18 protein-coding genes are annotated in these 16782 nt (G+C 37.4%); 15 read left to right on the forward strand and 3 right to left on the reverse strand.

Annotated elements, in window-relative coordinates; genetic code table 11:
* Positions 1–272 precede the first annotated feature (272 nt).
* The 13 genes from ACFSCX_RS14395 to ACFSCX_RS14455 all read left to right on the forward strand — a co-directional run bounded on the left by ACFSCX_RS14395 (position 273) and on the right by ACFSCX_RS14455 (position 12361).
* Positions 273–638: a carboxymuconolactone decarboxylase family protein gene (locus tag ACFSCX_RS14395; protein WP_377928942.1), complete on the forward strand. Its 366-nt coding sequence runs from the start codon at positions 273–275 to the stop codon at positions 636–638.
* A 412-nt stretch (positions 639–1050) separates the two neighbouring features.
* Entirely contained in the window at positions 1051–1197 is a 147-nt protein-coding gene (locus ACFSCX_RS14400; RefSeq protein WP_377928943.1) for a hypothetical protein, read from the forward strand.
* Between the two features lie 594 nt (positions 1198–1791).
* Positions 1792–2568 (forward strand): Fe-S cluster assembly ATPase SufC, encoded by a 777-nt coding sequence (gene sufC, locus ACFSCX_RS14405; RefSeq protein ID WP_377928944.1) that lies wholly within the window; start codon positions 1792–1794, stop codon positions 2566–2568.
* Positions 2569–2586: 18 nt separating this feature from the next.
* Positions 2587–3897: a Fe-S cluster assembly protein SufD gene (gene sufD / locus ACFSCX_RS14410; protein WP_377928945.1), complete on the forward strand. Its 1311-nt coding sequence runs from the start codon at positions 2587–2589 to the stop codon at positions 3895–3897.
* Complete coding sequence (locus ACFSCX_RS14415) at positions 3897–5117, forward strand: cysteine desulfurase (RefSeq protein WP_377928946.1); 1221 nt, start codon at positions 3897–3899, stop codon at positions 5115–5117. The genes sufD and ACFSCX_RS14415 overlap by 1 nt, the downstream gene beginning before the upstream one ends.
* Positions 5107–5544: a Fe-S cluster assembly sulfur transfer protein SufU gene (sufU, locus tag ACFSCX_RS14420; RefSeq protein ID WP_377928947.1), complete on the forward strand. Its 438-nt coding sequence runs from the start codon at positions 5107–5109 to the stop codon at positions 5542–5544. Before ACFSCX_RS14415 ends, sufU begins: the two co-directional genes overlap by 11 nt.
* Positions 5545–5697: 153 nt before the next feature.
* Positions 5698–7095 (forward strand): Fe-S cluster assembly protein SufB, encoded by a 1398-nt coding sequence (gene sufB / locus ACFSCX_RS14425; RefSeq protein WP_377928948.1) that lies wholly within the window; start codon positions 5698–5700, stop codon positions 7093–7095.
* Positions 7096–7193: 98 nt separating this feature from the next.
* Positions 7194–7541: a DoxX family protein gene (locus tag ACFSCX_RS14430; RefSeq protein WP_377928949.1), complete on the forward strand. Its 348-nt coding sequence runs from the start codon at positions 7194–7196 to the stop codon at positions 7539–7541.
* A gap of 128 nt (positions 7542–7669) precedes the next feature.
* Positions 7670–8512, forward strand: coding sequence for a DUF72 domain-containing protein (locus tag ACFSCX_RS14435; protein WP_377928950.1), 843 nt, complete (start codon positions 7670–7672; stop codon positions 8510–8512).
* A 13-nt stretch (positions 8513–8525) separates the two neighbouring features.
* Positions 8526–9338 carry a sulfite exporter TauE/SafE family protein gene (locus tag ACFSCX_RS14440; RefSeq protein ID WP_377928951.1) on the forward strand — a complete coding sequence of 271 codons (813 nt, stop codon included), beginning with the start codon at positions 8526–8528 and terminating at the stop codon, positions 9336–9338.
* Positions 9339–9350: 12 nt separating this feature from the next.
* Positions 9351–10730, forward strand: coding sequence for a bifunctional metallophosphatase/5'-nucleotidase (locus ACFSCX_RS14445; protein ID WP_377928952.1), 1380 nt, complete (start codon positions 9351–9353; stop codon positions 10728–10730).
* Between the two features lie 62 nt (positions 10731–10792).
* On the forward strand, positions 10793–11095 hold the full coding sequence (locus ACFSCX_RS14450; RefSeq protein ID WP_377928953.1) for a YunC family protein: 303 nt from the start codon (positions 10793–10795) through the stop codon (positions 11093–11095).
* A gap of 159 nt (positions 11096–11254) precedes the next feature.
* Complete coding sequence (locus ACFSCX_RS14455) at positions 11255–12361, forward strand: HD-GYP domain-containing protein (RefSeq protein WP_377928954.1); 1107 nt, start codon at positions 11255–11257, stop codon at positions 12359–12361.
* 43 nt (positions 12362–12404) lie between these two features.
* Here ACFSCX_RS14455 and ACFSCX_RS14460 read toward each other — a convergent pair whose 3' ends face one another.
* Genes ACFSCX_RS14460 through ACFSCX_RS14470 form a run of 3 tightly spaced genes read right to left on the reverse strand, consistent with a single transcriptional unit; the run spans position 12405 to position 14423 of the window.
* Positions 12405–13019 (reverse strand): TetR/AcrR family transcriptional regulator, encoded by a 615-nt coding sequence (locus tag ACFSCX_RS14460; protein ID WP_377928955.1) that lies wholly within the window; start codon positions 13017–13019, stop codon positions 12405–12407.
* On the reverse strand, positions 12973–14265 hold the full coding sequence (locus ACFSCX_RS14465) for an MFS transporter (RefSeq protein ID WP_377928956.1): 1293 nt from the start codon (positions 14263–14265) through the stop codon (positions 12973–12975). The genes ACFSCX_RS14460 and ACFSCX_RS14465 overlap by 47 nt, the downstream gene beginning before the upstream one ends.
* Before the next feature lie 17 nt (positions 14266–14282).
* The gene (locus ACFSCX_RS14470; RefSeq protein ID WP_377928957.1) at positions 14283–14423 is read right to left on the reverse strand and encodes a YrzI family small protein; all 141 of its coding nucleotides are present in this window, start codon (positions 14421–14423) and stop codon (positions 14283–14285) included.
* Positions 14424–14660: 237 nt separating this feature from the next.
* Between ACFSCX_RS14470 and yunB the strand changes: the two genes are divergently transcribed.
* Both yunB and ACFSCX_RS14480 read left to right on the forward strand, forming a co-directional pair.
* Positions 14661–15422, forward strand: coding sequence for a sporulation protein YunB (gene yunB, locus ACFSCX_RS14475; protein ID WP_377928958.1), 762 nt, complete (start codon positions 14661–14663; stop codon positions 15420–15422).
* Between the two features lie 302 nt (positions 15423–15724).
* A complete protein-coding gene (locus ACFSCX_RS14480) occupies positions 15725–16771 on the forward strand; it encodes a helix-turn-helix domain-containing protein (protein ID WP_377928959.1) in 1047 nt (348 codons plus the stop codon).
* Positions 16772–16782 lie beyond the last annotated feature (11 nt).

The raw sequence follows: 16782 nt of genomic DNA on the forward strand, positions 1-16782 counted from the left end.
GAGGTAAGTAAAAAGGAAGTACAGGTAAGTAAAAGGAGAAACGAGGTAAGTAAAAAGCAAAATGAGATAAGTAAACAAGCAAAACGAGGTAAAGTCATAAGCTAAATAGATGAATAAAGTTGGTAATAAAAAGTGTAATTTTTTCCAAAGAAAAAACACACCTTCATTTGTACGTATTAACTGCCTCCTAGCAATACATGTTACTCATGCATACAACGTGGGAAAAGAACCATACTAATTTTGACGAAAAATAAATGGAGGTTGACGTACATATGGAATTCCAACCACGTAATTCAACTGAGGCAGCGTTACACGACTATAAGGTGGGTCTTGGTACCTTTACTCAGAAAATGCCAGATATTGCTCATCATTATAATGCTTTTACAGAAGCGTGCTTTAAGGCGGGAACTCTTGATCAAAAGCAAAAGCAGCTTATCGCTCTTGGAATCAGTTTATATTCACAAGACGAATATTGCATTATCTATCATACAAAAGGATGCTTAGATCAAGGGGCTTCAGAAGAAGAGATATTAGAAGCAGTTGGGGTTGCTGCAGCATTTGGTGGTGGTGCCGCAATGAGTCAGGCAGTTACACTTGTTCAAGAATGTATGACAGAACTCAATGAAATGACGCAATAAGTAAAAGACTCTTCGGGGTCTTTTTCATTTTGTTTATACATGCTGGGTCGATAGTAGAACCCTGCCTATTAGTCAGGATGAATTGACAATGATCTATTCAAGGTCATTTTTTCATGAAGATATACTAAATTGAAGATCTCGGGCGCTCCAGTTCAAACAAGCCTAATCGTAGACAACTTAGTTATTCCATAGAAAAAGGAGGATTCATAAAGGAATAAAAGATATTGATCCGTTGCCTTCAATCAAGGCTGAAATCCCCGTAATATAAGGTGAGAGTTGATTTGTAGGGAGTATGGAATGTTGTTAGAATAGTAGTTGTAATTAGATTTCAGAAAAATAAAATAATTTTCGAAAGGGTTGATTGATTATTAATTATTTACAACTGAACTATACATCCGGGATGGAGAGAGCGATGCACCATTCACATGGAATTGGATATGAGGAGTATAGTCGTAAGTTGGATAGTCGGTTAAAGGTTGAGCAAAAACGACAGCAGGAATATGAATTAAGTAGGCAAATGATTTCAAATATTGAGCGCAAAAGCTTTTATCATAACTAGCAACGAACCAGCCCTATAAGGCTGGTTTTTAGTTTAAAATTAAGTAAGTTTAAGTTATCTAGTGTTTAGTTTATACAATCTTACTGCTAAACCCAGCTCCAGCGCCCAGCCAAGATGAAATGGCGACGATCTTGCCATTTTCATCCTAAACGAGGTCAAATAACCTGTCATGAATAAAAGGGAAAACCACCCTTTTTTCATGACAGAAAATTTGCTCTGCCTTTGGCTAAAAGGGGCGCGTGCGTCTTTTGTTCGGATATACAAGTATGGCAAAGCTTTTTATGGCAAAGAATATAATGACACGATCATCACTGGTAATATTTCCCTTATCAATGGTTAAACAAATGTTTGTTTAAACCGTTTTGTAGAAAAGGCTTAGTAGTTGAAATTTGTTTGCAAGTTATACATAATGAAAAAGTTATGAGTTCTAAAAAAAAGCTCGGAAACATTGTTTTTCTTCACTTTATCTTACATTTCTTGAAATTTGATATTATTTTTTAAATAGTATAAGATTAGAATGAGAATAAAGTGAGAATGAACCATTTATTCGTGTAAAAAGACACAATTATTGTTTAAATAATGGAGGTAAAGTTTATGGGTTCTACTTTAACAATTAAAGATCTTCACGTTTCTATTGATGGGAAAGAAATTTTAAAGGGTGTGAATCTTGAGATTAAAGGTGGAGAGATTCATGCTGTTATGGGACCAAATGGTACTGGTAAGTCTACCTTATCATCTGCTATTATGGGTCATCCTAAATATGAAGTAACATCTGGAAGCATCACGTTTGATGGTGAAGATGTATTAGAAATGGAAGTAGATGAGCGAGCACGTGTTGGGCTATTTTTAGCGATGCAATATCCAAGTGAGATTAGTGGGGTTACAAATGCTGACTTCTTACGTTCAGCGATTAACTCTCGCAGAGAAGAAGGCGATGAAATCTCATTAATGAAATTTATTCGTTTAATGGATAAGAATATGGAATTTTTAGAAATGGATCCAAATATGGCACAGCGTTACCTAAATGAAGGTTTCTCTGGTGGTGAAAAGAAGCGTAATGAAATTCTTCAGTTAATGATGATTCAGCCAAAAATTGCTATATTAGATGAAATTGACTCAGGTTTAGATATTGATGCACTTAAAGTTGTGTCTAAAGGGATTAACCAAATGCGCGGAGAAGATTTTGGCTGTCTAATCATCACTCACTATCAGCGCCTATTAAACTACATTACTCCTGATAAGGTACATGTTATGATGCAAGGGCGCGTAGTGAAATCAGGTGGACCTGAATTAGCTCAGCGTCTTGAAGCAGAAGGGTATGACTGGATTAAGCAAGAGTTAGGTATTGAAGACGAAACAGTAGAAGCGTAAGCGGTTAGGAGGATTATTATGACGTTAGAGACGAAACTTCCGTTTGATCAAGAGTATATCCGTAACTACTCTAAAGAGTTAGGGGAACCAGGATGGCTGTTAGATCTTCGCTTACAAGCTTTTTCACTGTTCGAAGGTCTTGAACTACCAAAGCCAGATAAAACAAAAATTGATAATTGGAATTTTACATCTTTTAAGAACCACGTGGTAAAAGGTGAAAGCATCCAATCGATCGATGCACTACCCGAACATGTAAAAACACTTGTTGACTTAGATAATCAAAAACAAAATATCCTTGTTCAACTTGATCAAGGAACAGCATTTACATCTATCCAAGATGAACTGAAAAGTAAAGGTGTTATTTTTACAGATATACACACAGCAGCTCGTGAGCATAGTGACTTATTACAAAAGTATTTTATGAAGGATGCAGTAAAGGTTGATGAGCATAAGCTAACAGCTCTTCACGCGGCATTTGTAAACGGAGGAGCATTTGTATACGTACCAAAGAACGTAGAAGTAGAAGTGCCACTCCAAGCGATCTATGTACAAAATAATAGTGAAGCTAGTATGTTCAATCACGTTATTATAGTGGCTGAGGATAATAGTGCCGTAACATATGTTGAGAATTATATTTCATCATCCTCTTCAAGTGACGCACTTGTGAACATCGTTACTGAAGTAATGGTAGGGACGAATGCTAAGGTTACATTCGGTGCTGTTGATAACCTTGCCGCTGGAATTACAACCTACGTGAATCGCCGCGGAATGGTTGGTCGTGACGGTAAGCTTGAATGGGCATTAGGCTTGATGAATGATGGAAATACCATCTCAGAAAATATCACTCATTTAGTTGGTGATGGTTCATATGGTGACACGAAAACTGTTACAGTTGGACGCGGAGAACAAAAGCAGAACTTTACAACAAGTGTCATTCACCACGGTAAGCATTCCGAAGGGTATATCTTAAAGCACGGTGTAATGAAGGAAAGTGCTTCTTCCATTTTCAACGGGATTGGAAAAATTGAGCATGGTGCAACAAAGGCAAATGCAGAACAAACTTCTCGAGTTCTTATGTTAAGTGAGAAAGCAAGAGGGGACGCTAACCCAATATTATTGATTGATGAAGATGATGTAACGGCAGGTCACGCAGCTTCAGTAGGTCGTGTGGATCCTCTTCAACTTTATTACTTAATGAGCAGAGGAATTCCACAGGTTGAAGCAGAGCGTCTTGTTATTCATGGATTCTTAGCACCAGTTGTAAATGAGCTACCAATTGAGGGTGTTAAAAAGCAGCTTGTTGAGGTTATTGAAAGGAAAGTACGATAATGGATATCCGGGATATTCGCAAGCAATTTCCGATTTTGGACCAGCAAGTTAACGGTAAAAAGCTTGTTTACCTTGATAGTGCGGCAACTTCGCAAAAGCCTATTCGCGTGATTGAAATATTAGAAAAGTACTACAGAGAGTACAATTCAAATGTTCATAGAGGCGTTCACTCACTTGGAACAAAAGCAACGGATGGCTATGAAGGAGCAAGAGAAAAGGTAAGAAAATTTATCAATGCAAAGTCAACAGAAGAAATTATTTTCACACGTGGGACAACAACAGCACTTAATACGGTAGCGATGAGCTATGGTCGTGAAAACCTAACAGCAGGTGATGAAATCGTTATTACCTATATGGAGCACCATAGTAACATTATTCCTTGGCAGCAAGTAGCCAAAAAGACGGGTGCCACATTAAAATACCTGCCACTACAAGAAGATGGCTCTATCTCACTTGAAGAAGCGAGAAAAACAATTACTTCAAATACGAAGATTGTTTCTATAATGTATATTTCCAATGTACTTGGTGTGATAAACCCAATCAAAGAGCTGTCCAAAATCGCACATGAAAATGGAGCAATTATGGTTGTGGATGGGGCACAAGCAACACCGCACATGAAAGTGGACGTACAAGATCTTGACTGCGACTTCTTCGCTTTTTCAGCACATAAAATGTGTGGCCCGACTGGGATTGGGGTTCTATACGGAAAGAAAACACACCTTGAAAACATGGAGCCAGTTGAATTCGGTGGAGAGATGATCGACTTTGTTCAGCTTCAAGAATCAACTTGGAAAGAGCTACCTTGGAAGTTTGAAGCAGGAACTCCAATTATTGCAGGAGCCATAGGCCTTGGAGCAGCCATTGATTTTCTTGAAGAAATTGGTTTAGACAATATTGATGCACACGATCAGAAACTAGCAAAATATGCCTCTGAACGTTTGTCAGAAATTGAAGGACTCACAATTTACGGACCTAAGGAAAGAACGGGTCTTGTTACCTTTACGATTGATGATGTGCATCCGCACGATGTGGCAACGGTACTAGATGCGGATGGAATTGCAGTTAGAGCAGGTCATCATTGTGCACAGCCCCTAATGAAGTGGTTAAAGGTTTCGGCAACAGCAAGAGCTAGCTTTTATTTATATAATACTGAAGAAGATATTGACTTGCTTGTTCAGGGGTTAATTAAAACAAAGGAGTATTTTAGCAATGTCTTTTAATAACCTAGATACTCTTTATCGCCAGGTAATTATGGATCATTATAAAAACCCACGAAATAAAGGAGCATTAGAGGATGGAAACATATCGATTGATATGAATAATCCAACCTGTGGTGACCGTATTCAGCTTCAAATGAAAGTTGAGGGTGGTAAAGTAACAGATGTTAAATTTGATGGAGAAGGATGCTCGATCTCTATGTCATCAGCATCTATGATGACACAAGCGATAAAAGGGCAAACTATTGAGAATGCACTGGAACTTTCAAAGATTTTTTCTGATATAATGCAAAATAAGGACTATGATGATTCAATCGATTTAGGGGATATTGAGGCTTTACAAGGAGTTTCAAAATTTCCAGCTCGAATCAAATGTGCCACATTAGCTTGGAAGGCAATGGAAAAAGGAATTAATAGTCAAGAACAATAACTACGTATTGTTTAGCTAAAGCACCTAGCTGCCTTAAGTCAAAATATCTTGGAATAGAGAAAGTATACAACCACTTTTTCATCCAAAACAATTTGTCCTTTATTAGGCTAGTCGGTACTTTCGCTATTCGATTTCGAATGGAGGGAACGATAAATGGCTAAAAAAGCACCTGAGATCGGTGATTACAAATATGGTTTTGCAGATAAGGACGTTTCCATTTTCCGCTCAAAACGAGGTTTGACTAAAGAAATCGTTGAAGAAATTTCTCGTATGAAGAAGGAACCACAATGGATGTTAGACTTCCGTTTAAAGTCGTTAGAGCAATTTTACAAAATGCCAATGCCTCAATGGGGCGGAGATATGGCAAGCTTAAACTTCGAAGAAATCACATACTATGTAAAGCCATCAGAAAAGTCTGAGCGTTCATGGGATGAGGTTCCTGAAGAAATTAAAGCAACATTTGATAAATTAGGTATTCCTGAAGCAGAACAAAAGTATTTGGCAGGTGTATCTGCTCAGTATGAATCAGAGGTTGTTTATCACAATATGCAAGAAGATCTTGAAAATCAAGGTATTGTTTTCAAGGATACAGATACAGCGCTTAAAGAAAATGAAGATCTTTTCCGTGAGCATTTCGGAAAGGTTGTTCCTCCGGCAGATAATAAGTTCTCTGCACTAAACTCGGCTGTTTGGTCTGGTGGATCTTTTATCTACGTACCAAAAGGAATTAAGGTAGATACACCACTGCAAGCTTATTTCCGAATTAACTCTGAAAATATGGGTCAATTTGAACGTACACTTATTATTGTTGACGAAGGGGCACACGTACACTATGTAGAAGGCTGTACTGCACCTGTTTATACGACAAACTCACTTCACAGCGCGGTAGTAGAAATCATAATTAAAAAAGATGCTTATTGCCGTTATACAACGATTCAGAACTGGGCTAACAATGTGTATAACCTTGTTACGAAACGTGCGGTTTGTGAAGCAAATGCAACAATGGAATGGATCGATGGAAATATCGGTTCAAAATTAACAATGAAATACCCGGCAGTTATATTAAAAGGTGAAGGTGCTCGTGGTATGACTTTATCCATTGCACTTGCTGGAAAGGGCCAACACCAAGACGCTGGTGCAAAAATGCTTCACTTAGCACCAAACACATCGTCTACAATTGTTTCGAAGTCTATCTCGAAGCAAGGTGGAAAAGTAACGTATCGAGGAATTGTTCACTTTGGACGTAATGCAGATGGCGCTCGTTCTAACATTGAGTGTGATACTCTAATCATGGATAATGAGTCTACGTCAGATACAATTCCGTACAATGAAATTCTAAATGACAATATTTCATTAGAGCACGAAGCAAAAGTATCAAAAGTATCAGAAGAACAACTATTCTACTTAATGAGTCGTGGTATTTCAGAGCAAGAAGCAACAGAAATGATCGTAATGGGCTTTATTGAGCCATTTACGAAAGAGCTTCCAATGGAATATGCAGTTGAAATGAACCGTCTTATCAAGTTCGAAATGGAAGGTTCCATCGGTTAATCATCAAACTCACCCCTTACGGGTGAGTTTTTTGTTTTATCGAAAAGACAAGCAACATACAATTTACTACCGAGACTAAAATGTAGGAGGTTAAGAATTTGCATTCATTAAAGCTAATTCGCTGGGTAGTAGGTTATGTATTTTTTGTTTCTGGGGTTTTAAAGATTGTGACTCCTGGGGCAGCTGGTGTGTTCAGTGGATATGGTATTCCATATCCAGGTGAAACTGTGTTAGTTGTGGGGATTATTGAATTACTATGTGGACTCTTTTTATTTCTAGATTATGAAGTTCGGAAGGTTACCATTCCGTTACTGGTTATTATGGTTGGGGCTCTTCTTATAACCAAAGTACCATTACTGTCAACAGAAGGGCTACCTACCTTCCTCTTTCAATCTAAGTTAGATATTGTGATGGTTGTTTTGCTTTCCATCTTATATAAAAGATAAAAAAGGGATATCCTACTTTTTTCATCCTTCCATAAGAGGATACAAAAGTAGTGGATATCCTTTTCTTGCCTAGTTTTCTTGGGATAAAGTATGATGAAAAGAAAGATTACATATTAGGAGTTATTGACATGATCTATATTGGTGTTACAGGGTGGGGAGATCACGATACCTTATATCAACCTCCTATCTCACCTAGGGAAAAATTATCAGTGTACGCAAGCCACTTTCCAATTGTCGAAGTAGATGCTGCTTTTTATGCCATTCAGCCTAAATCAAATGTGGAAAAATGGGTAAAGGATACACCTGAATCATTTAAATTTATCGTGAAAGCCTATCAAGGGATGACGAAACATATGAGAGCGGATATTCCCTTTGAAACAACAGACGAGATGTTTGAAGCTTTTCTTGATTCAACAACGACGTATGAAAAGTATGGAAAGCTAGGAATGGTTTTGTTTCAGTTTCCGCCGTGGTTTGACTGTACAAAGGAAAATGTACAATATTTAAGGTATTGTAAGCAACAAATGGGAAATATGCCATGTGCTTTAGAGTTTCGAAACTCTTCCTGGTTCTCGGATGTATATCGAAATAAAACGATTCAATATATGAAGGATGAAGGTTGGATACATAGCATTTGTGATGAACCTCAAGTAGGAACAGGTTCTATTCCAACCGTCCTTGAAGTAACGTCAAATCAAACATTAGTTCGTTTTCACGGTCGTAATGTTCATGGTTGGACAAAACCGAAGGAAGGAAATTGGAGAGAAGTTCGATATCTTTATCGTTATAATAAACAGGAGCTTGAGGAATGGGTGTCTCGTCTAAAGAAACTTGAGAGAAAAAATGACAATCTATTTGTTTTATTTAATAATAATTCTGGCGGAGATGCAGCGGACAATGCAAAGGAATTAATAGATATGCTAGAACTTGAGTATAAAGGTCTAGCACCGCGCCAATTGGATCTATTTTAGGAAGGATATTTACATGGAGTGGATTTTGATTTTCTTAGTAGGAATTTTGGCAGGAACATTGGGGAGCTTACTTGGTCTAGGTGGTGGCATCATTGTCGTTCCTGCTTTACTTTTTTTGGGGACAATAGAATTTATGGACATTTCCCCGCAAGTTGCAGTGGGAACGTCCTTACTATCAATCATTGCAACAGGAATGGCGTCAACGATTGCGTATGTCAAAAAAGGCTTAGTTGACTTGAAAAGTGGTTTTATATTCTTTATTGGAAGTGGACCAGGTGGAATTGTTGGTGCCTACGCAAATGGATATTTACATACGTCGAGCTTTTCATTGTATTTCGGATTATTTATTCTATTTATTTCATTTGTCATATTTATTAGAGACAAATTGCCACCAATAAAACCATCAGGAATCATGTTCACTTATATAGACATGGATGGCAGACAGCACGAATATGGATACCAGCTAGTAGTAGCACTCTCCATTTCATTTGTAGTCGGTTTTTTATCGGGGTTATTCGGAATTGGTGGAGGAGCGCTTATGGTTCCAGTTATGTTACTATTCTTTCGTTTTCCTGTCCATGTTGCAGTCGCTACTTCAATGTTCATGATCTTGCTATCGTCCATTACAAGTTCAATCACTCACTACTATCTTGGGAACATAGAATGGCTGTTAGTCATCCTGCTCGTACCGGGAGCATGGATTGGAGCTAATCTTGGTTCCTATATAAATACAAAGCTAATGCCTCAAACAATTATGTGGATATTACGAATTTTTCTATTAGTACTAGGCTTACGATTAATTTATGAAGGAATATTAGGATATTGAGGTGTACAATCTGTGGGAAAACGTCTACATATTTATCATATTAATGATTTACATAGTCATTTTGACAATTGGACGAAAGTCGTATCCTTTATAAAGTCAGAGCGTAAAAGATTGGATGAAATCGATGAGGACATGATTGTAGTCGATATCGGAGATCATATGGATCGCTTTCATCCTATTTCGGAAGCATCACTTGGAAGAGCGAATGTACGACTCATGAATCAAATCGGATATCAGTATGTGACCATTGGGAATAACGAAGGAATTACCTTATCACATGAACAGTTAAATACATTGTACAATGAGGCAAATTTTAAGGTGATTGTTTCTAATCTATTTAGAGAAAATGGTGAACGACCTACTTGGGCAAGTTCTTATGAATTGCATGAAACAAGTTATGGATCAACAATTGCATTTATTGGAGCAACAGTTGCCTTTCAGAAATTTTATGAGCTTCTCGAGTGGAAAGTAACGGATCCACTTATCATTTTGCCAGAGATTATTCAAGAGGTTAAGGAGAATGGAGCTGAATATGTAGTGCTATTGTCTCATTTAGGAGTGAATGAAGATGAGAGGATTGCAAATGAAATAGAGGGGATTGACCTTATCCTTGGAGGGCACACACATCACCTTTTTCCTGAAGGAAAAACCATTAACAGCACTTTAGTATGTGCAGCAGGAAAATTTGGATATCATGTTGGTCATGTGACGATTGATTATAAGGAAAAAGAGGTAACATCAATCGTACATTCAATGGATGAAGTTCCAGAATGTAGTGATACAAAAGAATATCTCATAATAGAAAATAAGGTGGCAAGTATGATTTTAGAAGAGAAGATAGGCTCACTTTCACGCCCCCTAGAAGTACACTGGTTTAAGCAATCCATATTACCAGAAATATTAGCAGGGGCTTTAAAGGAATGGTGTAAGGCTGAAATTGGAATGGTGAACGCTGGAGTACTACTTGATTCATTACGTGCAGGGGATCTAACAGTAGGGGAATTACATAGAATTTGTCCACACCCTATTAATCCGTGCAAAGTCATCTTACAAGGTGATGAGCTAAAAGAAGTAATTCTACAAGCCGCAACAGAAAGAATGGAAAAACTAGAAATGAAGGGGTTTGGTTTTAGAGGTAAGGTGTTAGGAAAAATGATCTATGACGGGATTGAGTTTGACACTACTTCATTAACCGATGGACTGCCACACGTAAGGAATATTAGAATAAATGGACAACCCATCGAGGCTGAACGAGAGTATGTAATTGCAACTCTTGATATGTTTACATTTGGACGGTTATTTCCAGAGATTATGAATGCAAAATATAAAGAGTATTATTTGCCTGAAATGATTCGTGATTTGTTGAAATGGAAATTACGAAGAAAGCAATAGAATTATTGCACGAATTACATTTCTTCTTCATAAAGTGAATATGAAGAAAGGGGTGTGAAGTTATGGTTACAATGACACCAATTATAATTGATCAGTACCAATTTACTGCGATCACAGTCAAACTCCCGAAAACGAACTTTATGGCCGTTACAAATGAAAAAGGATATATTATGTGCGGTGCATTAGATGTTGCGTTACTAAATGAAAAATTGAAAGATCGTGGAATCGTTGCAGGGAGAGCTGTAGGAGTCCGCACTATTGAGCAACTTCTTGAAGCTCCTTTGGAATCCGTCACATTAGAAGCTGAAAATTTAGGGATTACAGTTGGAACAACTGGAAGAGAAGCACTATTGAAAATGGTATAGTAGAACGAATGAACCTAACGATAACCCAAAATGAATGATTATCATAGAACCTGTCAATTTATATTGACAGGTTTCGTCATTTTTTGCTTTATTTACTTACAGAAATTCACTAAAAGTACTATACTAGAAATATGATTTCATAAATAAGGAGTTAGTAAGATGAGATTAGTTGCAACCCAATACATAGAAGCAGGGACTAAATTACATAAAGCTATCTTTAATGAAAAAGGTCAAATTCTTGTAAATAAGGGGATTCCTCTTACTAAACGGATGATAGAAAGATTAGAAGAGCTAGGAATAACTTATGTTTACATAGAAGATGAGAGAACGAATGACGTGGAGCTAAAATCCCCGATTTCTGACGAGGTACGGAGGGAAGCTGTACAATCGATTGAGCATACATTCAGGGAACTTAACCAGAAGAATATGATGACAAATTCCATCGTCCTTGAACAATCGTCAAAAAAATTCAATGACATTATCCGAAATATCATATTAGAACTAAAGGACAATAAAGATTTACTTTCATTACTTACAGACGTAGTTGTACATGATCATTATATCTTTACTCATTCATTAAATGTAACGCTTTATTCTTTAGCAATTGGAATAGAAATGAAACTTCCAGAAAAACAGCTTGAAGTCATAGGATTAGGAGCTATCCTTCATGATGTCGGAAAAATGATGGTTTCACTAGATGTACTTCTAAAACCTGAAAGGCTTACAGCTGATGAATTTAATGAAGTGAAAAAGCACACTACCTATGGATATGATCTACTTAGAAAGTTATCAACTATACCTTTAATGGCAGCTCACTGTGCGTTTCAACACCATGAGAGGTTAGATGGTTCAGGGTATCCACGCGGCATAAAAAGTGATGAAATTCACATCTTTGGAAAAATAATAGCAGTTGCAGATGTATTTGATGCTGTTACATCAAATAGAGTATACAGGAAAGCAATGCTTCCAAACGAAGGACTTGAAATATTATACGCTGGTGCTGGGCATCATTTTGATTCTAAAATTATTGAAGCATTTCGTAATTCTGTCGCAATCTATCCAATTGGGATTACTGTTACCCTAAACAATGGTCTTTCAGGTGTGGTAGTTAAACAAAATTCGGGGTATTGTGACCGACCATTCATCCGTATTCTAGAAAATGACGGAGTAGAACTTCAAGAGCCTTATGAAGTGAATTTAAAAGATAGGCTGGATCTAGTAATTGTTGAGTGCATTTTAGCTGATAAAAAAAGTAACAGTGCTTAGTTGATTCTAAGCACTGTTTTTAATGAAAGAAGGAAAAGCTAGACTAATGATGATCTACTTGAAGCACACCTTCGAGATAAAAAATGAGTGCATCGATTTGTCCCTCTAATTCTTTTTTGTTTTCTTCACCTAATAATTGATGCCAAAGCAGAAATCCATCTTGAGCATTTAACGTAAAATCAACAATGGCTTGAATAGGTTGGAGAGGTTTAAATTCTCCTCTTCTGACACCCTCTTCTATTACTTCTGCAAAGCGATCTCGGAAAAATTGTGACCGATCTCTTGTATAATTGTAACGGTCACTCTCCCTCCAGCCTGTTACAGTGTACTCGAATTGAACTGCGGCAAAACTAATATCAGGCTGGTTTCGATAGCTATTGACTATATTCGTAACAGCTATCCATATGGGAGTTGTGGACGAAAGAATGTCGTTGATTTGTTTGTCCGTTCTCTTATCTAATTCCTTTACAATAGCTCTGAACATTTCCTCTGTACTTGAGAAATATTGATATACGCCGCCTCTACTAAATCCACTCTCTTCTACAATGTCTTTCATTGTAGTCTTCTCGTATCCCTTTTCCGTAAATACTTTTTCAGCAACCTCTAAGATCTCAAGCCTTCGCTTCTCTTTGTATTCCTCCGTCACTTTCGGTGACATGCCAATCCCTACCTTCAAATCTTTTCTTAGTCATAAGTGCAACTGTTCCAATGAGTACTAGGCTACCACCTGCTAGTATAAATGTATGAACAACACCAATGAGGGTAGACAATATACCGCCTGATATCATACCAATAAACGCTGATATGGTTGTAACACTTCCTATTGTACCAAATACTCGGCCAGTTTTTGAAACGGGTATTTGTTTTTGAATACTTATTTGAAAGGGGATAGCAGCCAAACCAAAGGACGCTCCACCAAAGAAACAAATGACAGGGAATATAATGTAGAGTGCTACATCATCAAGACCATTTAATAGAGCTGCCGTACCAAATGCTGCACCAACAAAAATGCAGCCAATGGAAGTTGTAATTAATACAGAAGGGAGCTTCATTTTAGAAATCAGTGCTGCAGATACAAACATTCCTATTCCACTTGAAGCCATGACAAATCCCAACATTTTCGTTGGATCCTCCATAATCAATCGTAACAGCACAGAAAATTGAGTGTCAGCGATTTGTAATACAAGTAAAGCTAGGCTAAATAAAAACAGGCTAGCTAATAGGATAGGTACTCCCTTCAAAATGGAGATTCCATCTTTTAAGTCAAGTAAGATTGCTTGAAATGAAAGTTTCTTGGATGTTGCATCTTGTTCGCTCTGATTAAGGAAGTTTGATTTTGGAACAGCCAATAATAATAAAGCTGATAGTAAGAACGTCATTCCATCAATGTAGAAAGCCCATTTTACACCGAGCGTGGCAACTAATATTCCCCCAACGGTAGGACCTATAACTTTTGCAGCATTATCAATCATACTACTTACGCTCATAGCCATCTGAATATCATCATCATGGACAATCTCTTTAAGTTTTCCATTTTTCGCTGGCATAAATAATACTTCAAATATACTCTTTAAAGTAATGAGAACAAATACTTGCCATAATGAGTTAGTAAAAGCGACACAAACGATTAGCCCGGCACAAGCAAGGTTAGATACAATCATAATCTTCTTCCTGTCTAGCCGATCTGCTAAAGCACCGGCAAGTGGACCGAGAACAATACTTGGACCAGCTAAGCAAAGCATAATACCTGTCACAGCAAAAGGAGAGGCATTCCAATGTATGGCCACCAGTGTAATGATAGCTAAAATGTCTAGCCAATCTCCTAATGCGGAAACCGTTTGAGCAGATATTAAGGATAAATAGGACTTGTTAGAAAACAACCTTGATTTTTGTTTATCTTTCAACAGAATCACCTCCTAAATTATAGATACCTATGCATTTCACATCTTCTATCTGTAATCTGTTCTTGTATCTTTTGAATTGAGATCTCATTCATTACTTCCATAGGTGTGTAGTTCCGCTTTGAAATTGTAATGGAGAAAAAGATGATATTGAACGTCATAATATAACCCTCCTTGCAATAAAGTGACACGTGTGTCGTTAACTGACACCCATGTCGTTATTATAAGTGACACTATTGTCAGTTTTCAACCCCTTTTTGAAAAAATAGGCAAAAAATTTTTTTATATAAATACAGGGACAAAGATTGGCTTATCTTCTCTCCTCCTTGCATACATATAAGTTAGTAGGGATTAAAACTGTGATAGGAATAGAGCAGCATGAAAAGGAGGGGATAGGCTTGGTAAAGTTTCGCGGTAAAAAACCGCGAAGAGGTCCGTTGCCTTTTCGCTATGTATTTTTGCTTTCATTTGTGATTTTTACATTCTCAACTGCTATTGGATTATGGATAGTTAATAAAGGAATTGAACCAACATTGATTGCTTATGCAGAATCCAAAACAGAACAGATTGCTACACTAGTGATCAATAAAGCAATTAATCAAAAAATTGCAGAGGACATGGACATTAATGAGTTGATTATTACGGAGCTAGATGCTGATGGGAATGTAAGCCTCATTAAATTTAATCCTTCTATTGTAACAAGGGTACTTTCTGAAACCACAAATGTTGTACAAAGAAGTTTAAATGAAGTTGCTGATGGTAATTTAAGCGCACTTGAATTTATATCTGATATTGAAATTGAGACATCAGAACAAGCCAAATCAAGGGGAATTACATATGAAATTCCTCTCGGGCAAGCAACCAACAATGCTTTACTAGGTAACTTAGGTCCAAAGGTACCAATTCGGTTCATGCCCATTGGAGAAGTAAGTTCAGATATTGTAACCTCGACAGAAGAGTTTGGAATTAACAATGCTTGGTTAGAGGTTGCGGTCAAAATTAAGGTAAATGTCCAAATTATTGTTCCGTTTGCGACAAAGCAGAAAACGGTTACAACAGAAATTCCAATCGGAATGGCGGTTCTGCCAGGTCAAGTACCAGAATTTTATAACGGCGCTGGGGGTGAAGGAGTTAGTCCATCGATAGAGATCTCTCCATAACGAGAAAAGCCAGGTAAGTTACCTGGCTTTTTTCTAGTAGGAAAGTATTTTTGATAACTTTAAAAAATCAATAGCAATCACTATTTTCCAAAGACTTGGTGCAGATCCATACGGCGAAAAGTGGTGAAGCTACGGCGAATATTAGTAATGATACGGTGAAAAAGTAAGTTCAATCCGGCTTTATCGACTAAAACGATATTTATACATAGTATGATTTTCACCTATAAAGTCACAATTGTTGCCTTTTATAGTAATATAATTTACTATTAAAAGTAAATAGTGGATAAGAAGGAGAATGTGCCATGAATGAACAGTTACATTTAAATGTTGCATTGCTCAAAAGAAGTGTACCCAATTTAACATCGGCAGCCCGTGCGGTCGGATTACGTCCAGCGACTGTATCAAATCTTTGTACGGGGAAGATTCCGGTTGGGAGAGCGGAAGTCAAAACATTAGTTGCCCTCGCTAATCTTGCGAACTGTACACTTGATGATCTCATCATTCGAGGTAACGCCGTTAAAATGATTGAAACAGGCATTAAAGTACTTGATGTGTTCGCTCCACTAGTTCAAGGCGGTACGATTGGATTTGTAGCAAGAGCTCAAATGGGACAGCAGGTACTCGTGGCGGAATTATTTTATAGGTTAAAGGAACAAGGATTTACGTCGATATTTTACCAAACAACAGAAAATCATGAAGTAGTAACAGATATAAGGGAATCGGTAGATTTCGTTGGAAATAGTATGGATGATGTAGTTACCTTTATTTCAAAAGTGGAAGATAAGGATAAAATTCTGCTTGCTTCAGAGCGATCTGCGATTGAATCAGGAGATATATATGAAACAAAAGATAGACTACAAACTATTGGAGTAACATCTATCACGACGATGTTATTTGATCCAAGCGGGGAAGCGGTAGATGAAGAAGACCCGTTTGGCCCACTAGATACACTTTGGTCCTTCGATATGGATTTAGTTGCAAGAAGAATTTACCCCGGCGTTAATCCTATTTCATCGACCTCAATTTTATTAGAAGATGCACTGCTAGACACAAATCATTTAACGATACAAAGAAGAGCGAGAAAATTTTTACGACGGTACCGTGAAATTAGATTTCTAGTTAATGCAATCGGTCTTGATAAAATTCATGAAGCAGATGTCCATCATTTTAATAGAGGAGCACGATTGGAGGCATTCCTGTCACAGGCTTTCTATATAGCTGAGCCAGTTACAGGAAAACCCGGTGAATATGTGTCCCTACATGATAGCCTTCATAGCATTCAAGCCATTCTAGATGGTGCTGCGGATTCGATAGAAGTTGATCAGCTTTTATACATTGGTAAGCTATAACCTTTTGGAGG

Origin of the sequence: Bacillus salitolerans, assembly GCF_042680805.1 — a bacterium.
Classification (GTDB): Bacteria; Bacillota; Bacilli; order Bacillales; family SA4; genus Bacillus_CJ; species Bacillus_CJ salitolerans.

Coding starts and splice junctions, on each gene's coding strand:
- ACFSCX_RS14395 (WP_377928942.1), top strand. CDS start 273: ATGGAATTCCAACCACGTAATTCAACTGAGGCAGCGTTACACGACTAT.
- ACFSCX_RS14400 (WP_377928943.1), top strand. CDS start 1,051: ATGCACCATTCACATGGAATTGGATATGAGGAGTATAGTCGTAAGTTG.
- sufC (WP_377928944.1), top strand. CDS start 1,792: ATGGGTTCTACTTTAACAATTAAAGATCTTCACGTTTCTATTGATGGG.
- sufD (WP_377928945.1), top strand. CDS start 2,587: ATGACGTTAGAGACGAAACTTCCGTTTGATCAAGAGTATATCCGTAAC.
- ACFSCX_RS14415 (WP_377928946.1), top strand. CDS start 3,897: ATGGATATCCGGGATATTCGCAAGCAATTTCCGATTTTGGACCAGCAA.
- sufU (WP_377928947.1), top strand. CDS start 5,107: ATGTCTTTTAATAACCTAGATACTCTTTATCGCCAGGTAATTATGGAT.
- sufB (WP_377928948.1), top strand. CDS start 5,698: ATGGCTAAAAAAGCACCTGAGATCGGTGATTACAAATATGGTTTTGCA.
- ACFSCX_RS14435 (WP_377928950.1), top strand. CDS start 7,670: ATGATCTATATTGGTGTTACAGGGTGGGGAGATCACGATACCTTATAT.
- ACFSCX_RS14440 (WP_377928951.1), top strand. CDS start 8,526: ATGGAGTGGATTTTGATTTTCTTAGTAGGAATTTTGGCAGGAACATTG.
- ACFSCX_RS14450 (WP_377928953.1), top strand. CDS start 10,793: ATGGTTACAATGACACCAATTATAATTGATCAGTACCAATTTACTGCG.
- ACFSCX_RS14455 (WP_377928954.1), top strand. CDS start 11,255: ATGAGATTAGTTGCAACCCAATACATAGAAGCAGGGACTAAATTACAT.
- ACFSCX_RS14460 (WP_377928955.1), bottom strand. CDS start 13,019: ATGTCACCGAAAGTGACGGAGGAATACAAAGAGAAGCGAAGGCTTGAG.
- ACFSCX_RS14470 (WP_377928957.1), bottom strand. CDS start 14,423: ATGACGTTCAATATCATCTTTTTCTCCATTACAATTTCAAAGCGGAAC.
- ACFSCX_RS14480 (WP_377928959.1), top strand. CDS start 15,725: ATGAATGAACAGTTACATTTAAATGTTGCATTGCTCAAAAGAAGTGTA.